Annotated in this window: 15 protein-coding genes; 5 read left to right on the top strand and 10 right to left on the bottom strand. The window is 57.1% G+C overall.

From position 1 onward, the window contains the following. Positions 1–524: 524 nt before the first annotated feature. Entirely contained in the window at positions 525–1,676 is a 1,152-nt protein-coding gene (locus AC2FLD_RS04845; RefSeq protein ID WP_496667752.1) for a DcaP family trimeric outer membrane transporter, read from the top strand. Positions 1,677–1,762: 86 nt separating this feature from the next. Here the strand turns inward: AC2FLD_RS04845 and AC2FLD_RS04840 are convergent, their stop codons facing one another. The 3 genes from AC2FLD_RS04840 to AC2FLD_RS04830 form a co-directional block, all read right to left on the bottom strand. Continuing rightward, entirely contained in the window at positions 1,763–2,116 is a 354-nt protein-coding gene (locus AC2FLD_RS04840; RefSeq protein ID WP_496667751.1) for a hypothetical protein, read from the bottom strand. 133 nt (positions 2,117–2,249) lie between these two features. Continuing rightward, on the bottom strand, positions 2,250–2,735 hold the full coding sequence (locus AC2FLD_RS04835; RefSeq protein WP_496667750.1) for a DUF6497 family protein: 486 nt from the start codon (positions 2,733–2,735) through the stop codon (positions 2,250–2,252). 113 nt (positions 2,736–2,848) lie between these two features. Next, positions 2,849–4,381 (bottom strand): acyl-CoA carboxylase subunit beta, encoded by a 1,533-nt coding sequence (locus AC2FLD_RS04830; RefSeq protein WP_496667749.1) that lies wholly within the window; start codon positions 4,379–4,381, stop codon positions 2,849–2,851. 183 nt (positions 4,382–4,564) lie between these two features. On the opposite strand from AC2FLD_RS04830, the gene AC2FLD_RS04825 reads away from it, so the two are divergent. Continuing rightward, positions 4,565–5,770, top strand: a complete 1,206-nt coding sequence (locus AC2FLD_RS04825) for a multidrug effflux MFS transporter (protein WP_496667748.1) — start codon at positions 4,565–4,567, stop codon at positions 5,768–5,770. A 63-nt stretch (positions 5,771–5,833) separates the two neighbouring features. Beyond that, positions 5,834–7,234, top strand: a complete 1,401-nt coding sequence (locus AC2FLD_RS04820; protein WP_496667747.1) for a helix-turn-helix domain-containing protein — start codon at positions 5,834–5,836, stop codon at positions 7,232–7,234. Between the two features lie 49 nt (positions 7,235–7,283). On the opposite strand, the gene AC2FLD_RS04815 is transcribed toward AC2FLD_RS04820, so the two are convergent. From AC2FLD_RS04815 to AC2FLD_RS04785, 7 genes are all read right to left on the bottom strand, one after another. Next, positions 7,284–7,523 (bottom strand): HP1242/YdcH family protein, encoded by a 240-nt coding sequence (locus tag AC2FLD_RS04815; protein WP_496667746.1) that lies wholly within the window; start codon positions 7,521–7,523, stop codon positions 7,284–7,286. A gap of 89 nt (positions 7,524–7,612) precedes the next feature. Then, a complete protein-coding gene (locus tag AC2FLD_RS04810) occupies positions 7,613–8,179 on the bottom strand; it encodes a thermonuclease family protein (protein ID WP_496667745.1) in 567 nt (188 codons plus the stop codon). A gap of 135 nt (positions 8,180–8,314) precedes the next feature. Continuing rightward, positions 8,315–9,973: a choline dehydrogenase gene (gene betA, locus AC2FLD_RS04805; protein WP_496667744.1), complete on the bottom strand. Its 1,659-nt coding sequence runs from the start codon at positions 9,971–9,973 to the stop codon at positions 8,315–8,317. A gap of 70 nt (positions 9,974–10,043) precedes the next feature. Beyond that, entirely contained in the window at positions 10,044–11,552 is a 1,509-nt protein-coding gene (gene betC / locus AC2FLD_RS04800) for a choline-sulfatase (protein ID WP_496667743.1), read from the bottom strand. After that, positions 11,549–12,121, bottom strand: a complete 573-nt coding sequence (gene betI / locus AC2FLD_RS04795) for a choline-binding transcriptional repressor BetI (protein ID WP_496667742.1) — start codon at positions 12,119–12,121, stop codon at positions 11,549–11,551. The genes betC and betI overlap by 4 nt, the downstream gene beginning before the upstream one ends. A gap of 86 nt (positions 12,122–12,207) precedes the next feature. Next, entirely contained in the window at positions 12,208–13,116 is a 909-nt protein-coding gene (locus AC2FLD_RS04790; RefSeq protein ID WP_496667741.1) for a DMT family transporter, read from the bottom strand. A gap of 40 nt (positions 13,117–13,156) precedes the next feature. Beyond that, on the bottom strand, positions 13,157–13,756 hold the full coding sequence (locus AC2FLD_RS04785) for a LysE/ArgO family amino acid transporter (RefSeq protein ID WP_496667740.1): 600 nt from the start codon (positions 13,754–13,756) through the stop codon (positions 13,157–13,159). Positions 13,757–13,843: 87 nt separating this feature from the next. Between AC2FLD_RS04785 and AC2FLD_RS04780 the strand changes: the two genes are divergently transcribed. Continuing rightward, entirely contained in the window at positions 13,844–14,737 is an 894-nt protein-coding gene (locus AC2FLD_RS04780) for a LysR family transcriptional regulator ArgP (protein WP_496667739.1), read from the top strand. A gap of 27 nt (positions 14,738–14,764) precedes the next feature. Further along, positions 14,765–15,454 carry a nitroreductase family protein gene (locus AC2FLD_RS04775; protein ID WP_496667738.1) on the top strand — a complete coding sequence of 230 codons (690 nt, stop codon included), beginning with the start codon at positions 14,765–14,767 and terminating at the stop codon, positions 15,452–15,454. Positions 15,455–15,464 lie beyond the last annotated feature (10 nt).

The following is a 15,464-nucleotide window of genomic DNA, read 5'->3' as shown; positions in this document are numbered from 1 at the left end:
CACCCAAAGAAAAACGCGGACAGGTCTTTGTGGGGAACACAAGCCTGCCCGCGCAAGGAAGGGGTACGGAATAGTAGGTGCATGTGCGGCGCAGGCAAAGTAGAGCCGCACGGCCCTGTCAGTTTGCACGCCACAATTAGGTGCGCAAACAAAGTATTGTTTCCAACTGAGATTCCGGCTGGAAATTGCCCATCTCTTGCAAACCCGCGCGAAATAGCGCCGACCAAAGATTTCGACATTCCGTCAAAACCAGGGGCTTGCCTTGTCACTTTGGCGTTACAACGCCGGTTTGGATGGCGGCTTTTTGCACCTGCAGCATCACGCAGCGGCAACTTTCTGCATCGCAAAAACGCCTTCGGATTCATATGGTTGACAGACCTGTTCACCCACGCGTGAGGATTTGACGCAAAATTTGCACAATTCCTTGAGATATTTGATCTTTTTTGTCCCATTCTCGTGATTTCCGTCGCCGCAAACCGCGTGAAACGGTGTTGGTGCACACTCGCACACAAGGAAACACCCACATGACGACGACAAGACTGAAGGCACTCCTGCTTGCTGCCTCCGCGCTTAGTGTGACCGGCACGCTTGCTTATGCTCAGGACGCCCAGACCCAAGCCGAACTCGACGCGTTGCGCGCCCGGGTTGAAGCGCTGGAAACTGCCAAAAGCAGCCCGGCCAACGGCGACTTTCGGATTGGTAATACCACTTTGGACGTATACGGGTACGTCAAGGCCGACTTCTTCTATGACTTCGAATTCGATCAGGGCGATACCGCCTTCGTGAACGTCATAGGTGAACCCTCTGCCGCGACCGATGGCACCTTTGGCGCCACTGTGCGCCAATCGCGGATCGGCTTGCGCACCACAACACCCAGCGGGATCGGAGACATTGGAGGTCAACTGGAGCTTGACCTGTTCGGCTCCGGTGGCACCGCCGAGCTGCGCGTGCGTCATGCGAACATCACGATCGGTGACCAATTCCTGATCGGTCAGTACTGGACTAACTTCCAGCCGCTGGACACCTATCCGACCTCGGTTGAATTCAACGGACCGGTCGGCATCGCCTTCGCCCGTGTTCCACAGTTGCGTTACACTGGGCAGTTGGGAAGCAATGCTCAGTTTGCCGTTTCGGTGGAAGAAAACGTCAGCGGTTCCAATTCCGAGGACCCGGTCCTGACCGCTTCGGCGGAGTACAACGATGGCACGTATATCGCACGTGGTGCTGTGCTGTATGGCAAAGCCAATTCCGGCAATGTCGAGGTTGATCAAACCGGCTTCACCGCCTCTGCCTCGGTCCGTCCGTGGGAAGGCGGGCTGTTCCAGGTCAACTATGTGACAGGTGAGGCCCTTGGCCCTTACTTGATCGGCCTCGGGGATGCCATTGTCGGTGGACAGGCGAACGACGTGGATGGCTATACCGTCGAATTCAGACAAGATCTGAGTCCGAAATGGAATGTCGGCATAGCCTATGGTCGTGAGGACTATGATCTTCCCACCTCGACCGGCACATTGTCCTTTACCGAGCTGGAAACGATCCACGTCAACGCCTTCTACAAGGCGACCGACAATCTGACCCTCAGCGCCGAGTATATCTATGGTGAGCGAAACGACGCGCCCACCGGTCGCACATTTGACGGCAGCCGCGTTCAACTTGCTGCTCAGCTGAACTTCTGATGCCACACACAGATCCTGCCCGGATTTGGGCAGGATCGCCGCAAAACCGGGTTCGGCAAACTGATATGCGGCAGCCAGTGTCACAGTCAGCCCATCCCGTCGATGATTTCGGGAAAGGATGCGCGGGCCGCATCCACATCAATAACCAAAAGCGCATCATAACTGGCCGGATCAAACGGATCCTCTGCCGGAATAACCTCGCGCCCGTACAACCAGCTCAGGCGGCCTGCATCCAGATTGCCCCGCTCGAACGGCTGATCGCCGAAATGCGTCCATAGCGCCTCCAAGAACGCTGTGTCCGCGCGCTTGTCCGCAGGTTTGCGGTCGCGAAACCGTTCCCTGCGGGTCAGCGGTGTCACGCCTTTTGGATTAGCGCGGCGAATGGTGAATTGAAAATCTGTACCGGTCAGACGACCGGGAAACCCACGATGCTTCAGCATGTCAGCACCTCCTGCTTAACAGTTACAGACAAAGACAAATCGAGCCCGAAAAGGGATGGGATCATGTTGCGCACCTCCAAAGCCGCACCGTTGGTCTGAGATGCTCTGATGTCATGACGGGAAAAATTCATGATCAAAGCCCCTCCCAGATACACCGGGATTGCTCCAGCCGGTAGGCTTCAAAAAACTGCGTCGCGTCCGGGGCGGCATCACCGAATTCCACCGGTCTGTCCGACAACGAAATGACAACACGTGTCGGCTGCAAGTTATGTTGCGTCACATAGGGAACCGCCAGAATTTGGCACAGATGCTCCATGTCCTTTGACGCCACATCATAGGTGATCCGCCCAACCGTCGCGCCGATCTTTGGGGCGATGAACCGAAAACGCAGCCAAAGCTCGCCCGGATTGTTGTCGAGCAAGACGTCGTCCAAGTGCACCGGCTGGCCGGAGGGCACTGGCAGCGGGGCATCCGATTGAGCAAAAACAGGCGCACAAAGCGCACAAAACACCAGACAAATGGCGCGATCCCGGACTCGCCGAAGGCGAGCTCCTCCTTCCAGGATCGCGCGCGCAGTGCTGTTGAACTGCGCTGTTCTATGTCTGATGGGTCGGATCATTCAACTATTTGCCGATTCTTGTCAATTCCGCCTCGATTTTGAGCAGTTTTTGCCCAAATCTCAGCCTGACAGCAGGGAGCAGTACCGGGGCGGCCTGCACCGCCCCGGATCGGTCACAGCGGGATATTGTCGTGTTTTTTCCACGGGTTCTTCAGCTGCTTGCCCCGCAGGCTGGCAAACGCCTTGGACACGCGGCGGCGGGTTGATTGCGGCATGATCACCTCGTCCACAAAGCCGCGTTCGGCTGCCACAAAGGGATTGGCAAACCGATCTTCGTAATCCGCGACGTGCTGTGCGGTCTTTTCCGCATCCCCAAGATCCGCACGGTGGATGATTTCGGTTGCACCTTTTGCCCCCATCACCGCGATCTCGGCCGTGGGCCAGGCATAGTTGAAATCGCCGCGCAGGTGCTTAGACGCCATAACCACATAAGCACCGCCATAGGCTTTCCGCGTGATCACAGTCACTTTGGGCACTGTGGCTTCACCATAAGCATAAAGCAGCTTCGCACCGTGTTTGATCACGCCGCTATATTCCTGCTGCGTGCCTGGCAGGAAGCCAGGAACATCCACAAAGGTCAGGATCGGAATTTCAAAGCAATCGCAGAAACGCACAAAGCGTGCCGCCTTGCGCGAGCTGTCAATGTCCAGACATCCTGCCAGAACCATCGGCTGGTTAGCGACGACGCCCACGGTTTGCCCTTCAAGCCGGATGAAGCCGGTGATGATGTTCTTGGCAAAATCTTCCTGGATTTCGTAAAAGTCGCCCTCATCCGCCACTTTGGTGATGAGCTCCTTCATGTCGTAAGGCGAGTTTGGATTATCCGGAATCAGTGTGTCCAGCGATGGCTCAAGCCGGCCAGGTTCGTCAAAGAACGGGCGGACTGGTGGTTTCTCGCGGTTGTTGAGGGGCAGGAAATCCACCAGTCGACGTACTTCCGCCAGTGCCTCGACATCGTTTTCAAACGCCGCATCCGCAACCGAAGACTTTTTGGTATGTGTCGAAGCACCACCCAGTTCCTCGGCCGTGACAACCTCGTTGGTAACGGTTTTGACCACGTCAGGGCCGGTCACGAACATGTAAGACGAATCTTTGACCATGAAGATAAAGTCGGTCATCGCCGGGCTGTAAACCGCGCCACCGGCACAAGGGCCCATGATTACACTGATCTGCGGAACAACGCCGGAGGCCGTGATATTGCGCTGGAATACTTCGGCATAGCCAGCCAGCGAAGCAACACCTTCCTGGATTCGCGCGCCACCCGAGTCGTTGATCCCGATGATCGGTGCGCCGTTCTGCACTGCCATATCCATGATCTTGCAAATCTTCTGCGCATGGGTTTCCGAAAGCGACCCGCCAAAAACAGTGAAATCCTGGCTGAACACATAGACCATACGGCCGTTGATTGTGCCCCAGCCGGTGACGACACCATCCCCCGCAGGCTTTTGGTTTTCCATCCCAAATTCAGTACAGCGATGGCTGACAAACATGTCAAATTCTTCAAAGCTGCCTTCATCCAACAACAGCTCGACCCGCTCGCGCGCGGTCAGTTTGCCGCGTGAATGCTGGGCGTCGATCCGTCTTTGCCCTCCGCCCAGCCGTGCATCGCCGCGGCGGTCTTCCAACTCAGAAAGGATGTCTTTCATGGCGAGTATCCCCTATAAAATTTGACGCGACCCTACCCGTTCGCCTTCCTCAGCCAAAGTTCTTTTCGGCAAATTTGCAAATTTTAAGCAACAGTCTTTTGGATAAATGCAAATTAGCTAAGTATCACATTGAATTCTCAAGATGGCTGGCTTTCCAAAAATCCATGGCTATACACGTGAACCATGCAGTTCAGCTCTGGCGCCGTTACGCGCACACCACCTACATTGGCAACGCTTGTCTTGCTTTCGGGCCTGTCCGCCCTGAGCATGAACCTATTCCTGCCCAGCTTGCCCAATATGGCCCTGTATTTCGAAACCGATTACAAGGTCATGCAGCTGTCGATTGCCTTGTACCTGCTGATCAACGCCATTCTGCAAATCGTGATTGGACCGCTCGCAGACAAGGCAGGTCGCAGACCCGTTCTGCTTTGGGGGCTCGCGCTGTTCCTGCTGGCGACCTTGGGATGTATCTATGCCCCCAACGCCGAAATTTTTCTGATCTTCAGGATGTGCCAGGCGGTTGTGGTCGTGGGCATGGTTCTCAGCCGTGCCGCAGTACGTGACATGTATGACCAAGATCAGGCAGCTTCGATGATCGGCTATGTGACCATGGGCATGGCCGTGGTCCCCATGATCGGTCCCGCTATCGGCGGCATATTGGAAGAGACGCTTGGCTGGAAAGCCAATTTCTGGCTGCCTTTTGCCATCGGCGTGTTAACCTTGTTCCTGACATTCACGGATTTCGGCGAAACGGCCGCTAAAAGCGGGAAATCGCTTGTACAGCAATTCAAAGAATACCCCGAGTTGCTGACCTCGCCCCGCTTTTGGGGGTATTCGCTGGCTTGTGCCTTCTCGTCAGGGGCGTTCTTTGCCTATCTGGGCGGCGCACCCTTCATCGGCACTGAATTGTTCGGGTTAAGCGCCGCTCAGGTCGGCATTTATTTTGGCGCGCCAGCCGTCGGATATTTTGCGGGAAACTTTATCAGCGGGCGCTACTCCGTGCGAGTCGGGGTAAATCGCATGGTGCTTTGGGGCAGCCTGTTGAACGCCTTCGGTGTCGCCCTGTCAGCCCTCTTTTTTCTTTCAGGCAGCGGCACCGCGCTCAGCTTTTTTGGACTTATGACCTTTGTCGGTGTGGGCAACGGCATGGTCATTCCCAATGCAACATCGGGTGCTCTATCAGTTCGCCCCCATCTGGCGGCAACAGCGTCGGGCCTGAGTGGCGCCATCATGTTGGGTGGCGGCGCGGGACTCAGCGCATTGGCAGGTGCACTGCTGACCCACGAAACCGGCGCAATGCCGCTGTTGTGGCTGATGCTGACCACCGCCCTTCTGGCCATTTGCGCCATCGCGGCCGTCATCCGACGGGAACGGCAATTGGGGCTCTGACAGCTTGCGCGGACCAGTTTGCAAAGTTAGTCTTCGGATTTAGAAAACTTGCAAAGGCCCCCAATGGCGACTCAAAAACTCTATGCGGGTGCAAAGCTGCGTGAGATGCGCACACGCCTGACCCTGACACAACGGGAATTCGCAGCCAAGCTGGGTGTTTCCCTGCCTTACCTGAACCAGATGGAGAACAACAACAGACCGATTTCAACAACGGTTGTGTTGGCTCTGGCGCAGGAATTCGGCATGGATGTGACCGAGCTGAGCACCGGTGACAGCGAACGACTTGTGTCCGACATGCGCGAGGCATTGGCCGATCCGGTGTTTGCCGATATCCAACCTCCGCTGGCGGATTTGCGCCTGACGGCGTCCAATGCACCCGCCCTGGCACGCGCATTCATCGAGTTACACAAAACCTACCGCCAAACCCACGAACGCCTTGCATCACTGGACGAAGCGCTAGGTCGCGAAGACGCCCGCATTCAGGCCAGCCCATGGGAGGAAGTGCGGGATTTCTTTCACTACTGCGACAACTATATCGACGCTGTGGACAGGGCGGCGGAACTGTTTGCCAACCGGGCAGACGGGCCTGGGAACATCCGCCAGGCCGCTTTGAACAGCCTGACGGAACGCGGCATACAGGTGATATTTTCAGACATTGCACCCCTGCGCACGTATGACGCCGAAAGCAAGATACTGCGTCTATCGTCACGCGCCGCGCCGCAAACACAAGTGTTCCAATTGCTGTTGCAGGTTGCCTTGATCAGCCAGGACAAACTGTTGGAAGCGACGCTGGATTTTGCGAAGTTCCAAAGCGACGAGGCCCGGTCAATTGCAAAAATCGGCCTGGCCAACTATTTTGCCGGCGCATCATTGATGCCCTATTCCACCTTCCTGACCGCCGCGCAGGAAGAGCGCCACGATCTGGAACTACTCAGCAATCGGTTCGGCGCTTCGATCGAGCAGGTTGCTCATCGATTGTCGACGCTTCAACGCCCCGGAGCAAAGGGTATCCCATTCTTTTTCGTCCGGGTTGATCAGGCCGGAACGATTACCAAACGGCACTCGGCCACCCGTCTGCAATTTGCACGGTTTGGTGGCGCGTGCCCCCTGTGGAACGTACATCGGGCCTTTGAAACGCCCGGTCATTTCCTTCGGCAACTGGCGGAAACGCCGGATGGGGTGCGTTATATCTCGCTGGCGCGGGATGTGTCGAAATCCGGGGGATCATTCGGCGCGCCCGTCAGACGGTATGCAATCGCATTGGGGTGTGAGGTGCGCCATGCGCCCGCTCTGGTTTATGCCGACAACCTCGATATCAACAACGCAAGCGCCTACGAGCCTATCGGTATCTCCTGCCGCATCTGCGAACGGCAGAATTGCCACCAGCGTTCGGTTCCTCCGCTTGAGCGTCGCCTAAGCATTGACACCCATACTCGTGGCACCCTGCCCTACGAAGTTACCTGATCTTGACCAGGCAAAGCGTATTCCGGGGGCGCTGCCCCCGGCACAGTGATCAGGCTTTGGACAAAATCGCCCAGATTTCGTCTTTCAGCGCTGCCCGCTTCTTGCGCAAATCAACTTCGGCCAGTTCTTCCATGGGCTCGACATTGGTTTCCGCCCGGTGCACCACACGATTGACTTCGTGGTACTCGTCGGCCAGCCGGGCAAAATGCGCGTCCGATTGCTTGAGCTGGCTCATCAGTTCGACCTTGTCCGGAAACTCTTCGGCCAGTTCATGCGGGGTGTGGGACATATCTGTTCGCTCCATAATAAGTCGTTGCACATCAGTCGTAGATGCGTCTGGCTGTACTCGCTTTGACGCGGATCAATTTCATACAGATTTCAACGTCGCGAAGCGCGCCACCCGGCAGCGCGTGCCTCAGCGGCGGAACAAAACCAACGCTCGCCTTTGGACGTATCAATCCGGGTTTTGGCATAGAAGTTCTGGCCCGGCCGGTGATATATCCTGTCACCTTTGGCAGAGATGTTCCCTTTGATCCAGCACGCATCGGACGATCTGGACTTTCCTGCCGTCCGATGCACCCAAGGCACCTGAACCTTCTGCTGATGCAGTCCGACACGTCGCGCCTTTGCGTCCTTTTCAGCACCCGCATAGGTAGAGGAATACTTGCGATAAGCAAAGGCCAATCCCTGCCGCACGAGTTGATCCGCCGCATCCTGAGCCCTAACCGTGCAATTTGCGACGATACGATCATAGCGATCGCGATCTAACGGTATGCAGGGCGCTGTTTTTCCCTGAAACTGCTGCCGAACCTCCTGCGTAACCCAGGCACCGCACGGCCAGTGTGAGCCTTTGGCATCCTGACAGGTTTGGTCCAACTCAGGGGCATCGATTCCATGCAATCGAACCCGAACGCCGCCCACATCCCAGGTATCGGCATCAATCACATGAACCCGACCCGTGAGTCGTTCTGCAGCCAGCGCTACGCACGGCAAAAGAATAACAAAAGCTAAACAAATCCTTAACATGCCCCCGATATGCGCTTGAAATCACGCATATTCAACCGGAGGCACGCCAAAAGGTTAACGCTGCGCAGATGCCCAGTTTGGGTGAATCCAGGGCCGATCATTGGCTTTGGGCAGCGGGTCCTTGCCCAACAGGGAATCCGATAATTTCTCGCCCACCATGATTGACGGCGCGTTGAGGTTGCCGTTGGTGATCTGAGGAAAGATCGAACTGTCTGCAACGCGCAGCCCATCCACACCGATGACACGGCCTTCGGGATCGACCACGGCGTTTTTGTCATCCGCACGCCCCATTCGGCAGGTGCCGCAAGGGTGATAGGCGCTTTCGGCATGTTCCGAGATAAAGGCGTTCAGCTCTTCATCCGTTTGCACAGCAGAACCCGGCTGGATTTCTTTGCCTGCATAGGGTTTGAACGCGTCCTGGCCAAAGATTTCGCGGGTCAGACGTATACAGGTGCGGAAATCTTCCCAATCCTGTTCATGGCTCATGTAGTTGAACCTGATCACCGGCGCATCCGTGGCTTTTGCCGATCGCAGCGTAACTGCCCCGCGCGACGGGGACCGCATCGGGCCAACATGCGCCTGGAACCCGTGCCCTTCTGCAGCCGCCTGCCCGTCATAACGCACGGCGATGGGCAGGAAATGGTACTGAATGTCCGGATACTCGACCCCCAGTTTCGACCGGATGAAAGCCGCACTTTCGAACTGGTTCGATGCCCCCAAGCCGGTTTTCGTAAACAGCCATTGCGCCCCGATCAAACCCTTGCTGACCAAGTTCCAGTGTTTATACAGCGTGATTGGCTGCAGCGAGGCCTGCTGGATGTAAAGCTCCAGATGGTCCTGCAGGTTTGCGCCAACCCCCGGACGATCCGCCACAACATCGATCCCATGCTCGGCCAGATGCGCGGCGGGGCCGATGCCGGACAACATCAGCAACTTGGGCGAGTTGATCGACGACGCCGCCAATACCACTTCGCGTCGGGCTTTGATCACCTCTTTCTTGCCGCCGCGGATCAGTTCGACACCGGTGGCGCGACCGTTTTCCATCACGACCCGAGACGCAAGGCCCCGTACGATATCGCAATTGTCGCGTTTGAGAGCGGGCTTCAGATAGGCATTTGCCGCCGACCAGCGCCGTCCTTTCCAGACGGTCTGCTCCATCGGGCCAAAGCCTTCCTGCTTTTCACCGTTATAGTCGCCTGTCACCTCGTAACCAGCTTGCTGGCCTGCATCGACAAACGCCTTGAACAAAGGGTTGTCACGAGGGCCACGCGAGACGTGAAGCGGACCATCAGTACCCCGCCATGTCGGATCACCGCCGTGACCTCCGTCGTGCCAGCTTTCCATGCGCTTGTAGTAAGGCAGCACATCCGCATAAGACCAGCCATCTGCCCCCATCTCGGCCCATGTGTCAAAATCACGCGCGTGACCGCGAACGTAGACCATACCATTGATTGAGGACGAGCCGCCGATCACCTTGCCGCGCGGACAAGCCAGACGACGGTTCTTCAGGTGCGGCTCAGGTTCGGACTGATAGCCCCAATCATAGCGCGACATGTTCATGGGGTAGCTGAGAGCCGCCGGCATCTGAATGAACGGACCTGCGTCGGTGCCACCGTGTTCAATCACCAGAACCGAGGCCCCGGCTTCGCTTAGGCGATACGCCATTGCGCAGCCTGCGGACCCTGCGCCAACGATGACAAAATCTGCTTCCATTTCCATAACTCCTGCCCCGCCAAGAAGGTTGGACGCCTCCGGCGGGGGTATTTTCACAAAGGTGAAGAGGTTATTCGCCGCGCGGGAACCGGGCGTCTTCCTCTACGATGTTCAGATCCATATGATTGCGCATGTAGCGTTCAGACGCTTTTTGCAGCGGCTGATAATCCCATGGGTAATATCCGCCTTGCCGTAGCGCCTCGTACACGACCCAGCGTTTTGCCTGGCTGGCGCGGACATCGGCGTCGAAACGATCCAAATCCCAGCGGGCTTCGGATTTTGCGCGCAAGGTTTGCAGCGTACCCGCATGTTCGGGGCTGTCTGCCAGATTGGTCATTTCGTGCGGGTCGGCCTCAAGATCAAACAGCTGATCAGGGTCCAACGCGCAGCGGTTGTATTTCCACTTGCCATAGCGCAGCGAAACCAGCGGCGCGTAAGACGCCTCGGCCGCGTACTCCATGGCTACTGGCGCGGTACGTTCGACGCCTTTCGCTAGCGGCACGAGGTTTTCACCATCCGTCCACGGCGCGATTTCATCCATGTCTACACCTGCCAATGCCCCAAGGGTTGGTGTTACGTCGATGGTCGAAACCGGTGTATCGATCCGCCCAGCAGGCAGATCCGGGGACGAAATCATCAGCGGCACGCGCGCCGAGCCTTCGTAGAAGTTCATTTTGAACCACAAGCCGCGTTCGCCCAGCATGTCGCCGTGATCCGAGACAAACAGAATGATCGCCTCCTGCCGGGTCGTTTCCAACACTTCTAGGATTTCGCCGATCTTGTCGTCCAGATAGGAGATATTGGAAAAATAGGCGCGACGGGATTTGCGGATATCCTCTTCGGTAATGTCAAAACTGCGCCAGTCATTGGCGTCGAAGATACGTTGGGCGTGCGGGTCCTGATTGTCATAGCCGATATCAGCGACCTCGGGCTGCAGATGCTCGCAATCCTCGTACAGATCCCAGTATTTGCGACGGGCGACGTAAGGATCATGCGGATGGGTGAAGCTGACGGTCACACACCATGGGCGATCATCCTTGCCGCGCGCCAGATCATAGAGCTTGGCCTTGGCGTGATAGGCAACCTCGTCGTCGTATTCCATCTGGTTGGAAATCTCGGCAACGCCAGCACCGGTGACAGACCCCATGTTGTGATACCACCAGTCGATCCGCTCGCCCGGTTTGCGATAATCCGGGGTCCAGCCGAAATCAGCCGGATAGATATCAGTGGTCAGGCGATCCTCGAACCCGTGCATCTGGTCCGGACCTACAAAATGCATCTTGCCCGAAAGGCATGTGTAATATCCTGCCCGGCGCAGATGGTGTGCGTAGGTGGGGATGTCGCTGCGAAACTCGGCTGCGTTGTCATAGACGCCGGTGCGCGAAGGCAATTGACCGGACATGAAGCTGGCCCGCCCCGGCGCGCAGAGTGGCGACGCCGTGTAAGCATTTGCAAACCGGGTCGACCGTTCCGCTAGCTTCTTCAGGTTCGGGGCATGAAGCCAATCAGCGGGACCGTCGGGGAAGAGGGTCCCGTTGAGCTGATCCACCATCAGGATAAGAATGTTTGGTTTAGTCACTTTTCAGCCTCGAGCAGAGTGTTGAGCACGCGTATCGCGTGTGTCACGGCCAGTTGTGGTTCTTCCGGCGCGCTGAGAGCCGCGCGGATATACAACCCGTCAATAAGGGCGATCATGTTTTCGGCGGCTTCGACGGGATCCTGCATCTTTGAGCGCAAAGCGTATATCAGGTTTGAACGGATGCGTGCCTGATAGATCTGCCACAAGCGCAGTGCATCATCATTGGTTTGCGCCAGAACATAGAAGGTCATCCATGCTGCGATCACGTCGGGTGTGAAACACGAGGGGGCAAAACACGCCTCAATGATCGCCTGTGCCCGACCTTCCGGAGCAGATGCCTTCAGTTTGGCCCGCGCTTCATCACCAAAATCCGAAAGGATCTGACGCATGGCAGCCAAAAATATCTGATCCTTGCCACCGAAATAGTGATGCGCCAGTGCACTGGACATGCCCGCGCGCTTCGCAATCTGGCTGACAGTCACATCAAGGGATTTCTGCACGCCCAATTCTGCAATCGTCGCACGGACAATCGCATCCCGGCGAATTGGTTCCATTCCGACTTTCGGCATCACTTCCCCCTGAGCAAGCATCACGATGCCAAGCTAAGGGAGTTTTATTGACTCGTCAATTAATGAAAATCCGAAGCGTGCCGACCTCACAGCTTCGGCGCAATACTCGGAGGCGTCAAGTCTCGACGGTTCAGGACTGCTTCGCGCCATGAGATGAAACTGACAGCACACAGGATCAATGTGCCACCGGCAACGACCCAAACATCGACGCTTTCGTGGAACACAACAGCGCCCAGCAATGTGGCCCAGATCAGTTGAAGAAACGTGATCGGCTGCGTGACCGCCACCGGCGCGGCCTGCAAGGCGAGGGTCATGAGATAGTGCCCGGCGGTCGCAAAACAGGCCACCAGAAACAGAACCCCGAGATCACGCAAGCTGGGTTGGGTCCAGACGGCCACAGCAAATGGGATCAGCGCAAGCGTCACCCAAATCGACAGATGCGCCACGACGACCGAAGGTGGCACATCTCGCACCAGCAGTTTGGCCAACAGATAAGAGCCACCCAGTGTCAGGGCCGTCCCCAGCATAGCCAAATGGCCTGCTGACACTTCTCGAAATCCAGGTCGCAGGATGATCAGTACCCCGACCAAAGCTACCAGAATTGCGGCTATCCGCCGAAAGGCCAGTTTTTCACCCAGAAACAGGGCTGCCCCCAAAGTCACATAAACCGGCGTCATGTAGTTCATGGCCGTGACTTCAGCCAACGGGATCTGGGTCATGGCAAAGAACCACAGCATTACCGCAACCGCATGAACGACCCCACGCACTCCGAACAGGGTCAACAACCGGGGTGTCAGTTTGGTTGCCATGATCGACCGTAAAGCCGGGAGTAAGAACACCAGCCCCAGAACGTATCGCAGGAACGCGGCCTGGATCGGGTTCATGGTCGTGCCCAGGGACTTCACCAATGCCGTCATCACAACAAAGGACAGCCCGGCGGAAAACATCCAGAACATGCCTGCTAGGGGACGGGACGAAGCGGTGTGTGAGGTCATGGCATAGGTTGAACACCGAAACCAGACCCGGGACAACCCTTCACATGATAACAAGTTTCAGTGCGATACCCAGCATGACAACGCCAATCCCCACATCCAGCACCTGCCACGCCCGTGGTCGTGTAAAAACGGGCGACAAAATGCCCGCGCCATACCCAAGCGAAAAAAAGAACACAAAGCTGGAGAACATCGCACCCAGAGCGAACCGAAGACGGTCGTCATACTGCGCCGAGATTGAACCGATCAGGACTACAGTGTCCAAATAGACATGCGGGTTCAGCCAAGTGAACGCGAGCACCGTAAGAAGCGCGGCTTTCAGGCTGGTGCGCTGGCCATTGCCGATCTCCATCACCGCGCCACCCCGCCAAGCCGACTGCAGGCTGCGCAGCCCATACCAAGTCAGGAACGCGGCTCCGCCATAGCGCATCACGGTTTCGAACCATGGTATCGCCTGTGCCAGAGTGCCAAATCCAGCCACGCCCGCACCAATCAGCAAAGCATCAGATACCGCGCAGGTCAGGCACAGAATGAAAACATGCTCTCGCCGCAACCCCTGCCGCAGAATAAAGGCGTTTTGCGCCCCGATCGCGAGGATCAGGCTGAAACCCAGTGCGAAACCGGCGATCATGGATGTGGGCATGGGACCTCCTGCGAATTCCCAACGTTGACTAAGCCCCATGGCACGATCTATCAAATTAAAGATGTTACCCTCAATTAAGTTCCACTAATGTTTCTGGACCCTAACCACCTGTCTGCTTTGTCAGCCATTCTACGTCATGGCAGTTTTGACGCAGCAGCGGCGGAATTGGCTGTGACGCCTTCAGCCATCTCCCAACGGATAAAGGCACTGGAGGACCGGATTGGGGCATCACTGATCCATCGGGGTACGCCATGCACCGGAACGTCGGCAGGGCTGCGCATTGCCCGCTATGCTGAGGATGTCGGACTGCTTGAGGCGCAACTGGCCCGCGAATTGGCATTGGAAACGGATCCGGGATCGGCGCGTGTTCGCATTGCTGTGCCCGCCGATGTACTGGCCACGTGGTTTGTCGATGCAATGGCGCAAGTGCCCAATATGCTGTTCGATCTCGTCATCGACGATCAGGATCATTCGGCAGACTGGCTGAAACGAGGTGAGGTCAGCGCCGCTGTCACCGTTGGCGGGCACCCCGTTACGGGGTGTAACGTGACAGCGCTGGGTGTCCTGCGATACTTACCCACAGCCAGTCCGGCCTTCATCGACACGTGGTTCAAGGACGGCGTGACCGAGGGCACGCTCGGCAAAGCACCCTGCCTTGTCTTCAACCAAAAGGATGGTCTGCAAAAGGCGTGGCTGTCCCAATATATCGCCCCTCACCTGTCGCCCCCGTTTCATTTCCTGCCGTCCTCGCACGGATTCGTGGATGCGGCGATTGCCGGGCTCGGATGGGGCATGAACCCTGCGGCCCTTGCCCAAGACGCCTTGGATCAGGGGCTGTTGCGTCCCATCGCTGCAAATGCTCCGCTGGACATTTCCCTCAGCTGGCAGGTTGGGCGCGTACTTGCGCCTGCCCTCAAACCACTTACAAATGCGGTTCAACGTGCCGCAAAGCAGGTCCTGCTGCCCCCAAGCGCGAACTGATCGCACACCCCAATTTCGGAGGAACCGATGTTCTCACGCGATGCTCTCAGCTATGATCCAATTCCATTGCCAGACCGGTGCGAGATCAGCGATGCAGACATGCTAGACGCGGCACAGGCCTTTTACGACAAGATGCGCCAGCGCCATACGGTGCGGGATTTCAGCCCCCGCCCCGTCGACAGCACCGTGATCGAAATGTGTTTGCGCACGGCGGGCACCGCGCCTTCTGGCGCCAATCATCAACCTTGGCACTTTGCCGCGATCTCGGCCCCTGACCTAAAGCAGCGCATCCGCGAAGAAGCCGAGGAAGAAGAACGCAGGTTCTATGCGGGCGGCGCAGGTGATGAATGGATCAAAGCGCTTGAGCCCATCGGCACCAATGCAGTCAAAGAGCACCTGACCATCGCCCCCTGGCTGATCGTGGTTTTCGCCCAGCGCTGGGGACAGTTCGACGATGGGACGCGATATAAGAATTACTACGTGCCGGAAAGCGTGAACATTGCCACCGGCTTTCTGCTGGCTGCACTGCACCACGCGGGGCTCAGCACTTTGACCCATACCCCGAATCCGATGCGGTTTCTGAACGACGCGCTGGACCGGCCCGCATCAGAAAAACCGACGATGATCATCGCAGCTGGGCATTCTTCGGAAACCGCGACAGTGCCTGCAGTGGCAAAGCTGAAGAAACCGCTGGACGAGATCTCGTCGTTCTTCTGAGAACACGCGC

The organism is Ruegeria sp. CDSA021 (genome assembly GCF_059612325.1).
This window is presented reverse-complemented; position numbering and strand designations above follow the sequence as displayed.

Coding starts and splice junctions, on each gene's coding strand:
- AC2FLD_RS04845 (WP_496667752.1), top strand. CDS start 525: ATGACGACGACAAGACTGAAGGCACTCCTGCTTGCTGCCTCCGCGCTT.
- AC2FLD_RS04840 (WP_496667751.1), bottom strand. CDS start 2,116: ATGCTGAAGCATCGTGGGTTTCCCGGTCGTCTGACCGGTACAGATTTT.
- AC2FLD_RS04835 (WP_496667750.1), bottom strand. CDS start 2,735: ATGATCCGACCCATCAGACATAGAACAGCGCAGTTCAACAGCACTGCG.
- AC2FLD_RS04830 (WP_496667749.1), bottom strand. CDS start 4,381: ATGAAAGACATCCTTTCTGAGTTGGAAGACCGCCGCGGCGATGCACGG.
- AC2FLD_RS04825 (WP_496667748.1), top strand. CDS start 4,565: ATGCAGTTCAGCTCTGGCGCCGTTACGCGCACACCACCTACATTGGCA.
- AC2FLD_RS04820 (WP_496667747.1), top strand. CDS start 5,834: ATGGCGACTCAAAAACTCTATGCGGGTGCAAAGCTGCGTGAGATGCGC.
- AC2FLD_RS04815 (WP_496667746.1), bottom strand. CDS start 7,523: ATGTCCCACACCCCGCATGAACTGGCCGAAGAGTTTCCGGACAAGGTC.
- betA (WP_496667744.1), bottom strand. CDS start 9,973: ATGGAAGCAGATTTTGTCATCGTTGGCGCAGGGTCCGCAGGCTGCGCA.
- betI (WP_496667742.1), bottom strand. CDS start 12,121: ATGCCGAAAGTCGGAATGGAACCAATTCGCCGGGATGCGATTGTCCGT.
- AC2FLD_RS04790 (WP_496667741.1), bottom strand. CDS start 13,116: ATGACCTCACACACCGCTTCGTCCCGTCCCCTAGCAGGCATGTTCTGG.
- AC2FLD_RS04785 (WP_496667740.1), bottom strand. CDS start 13,756: ATGCCCACATCCATGATCGCCGGTTTCGCACTGGGTTTCAGCCTGATC.
- AC2FLD_RS04780 (WP_496667739.1), top strand. CDS start 13,844: ATGTTTCTGGACCCTAACCACCTGTCTGCTTTGTCAGCCATTCTACGT.
- AC2FLD_RS04775 (WP_496667738.1), top strand. CDS start 14,765: ATGTTCTCACGCGATGCTCTCAGCTATGATCCAATTCCATTGCCAGAC.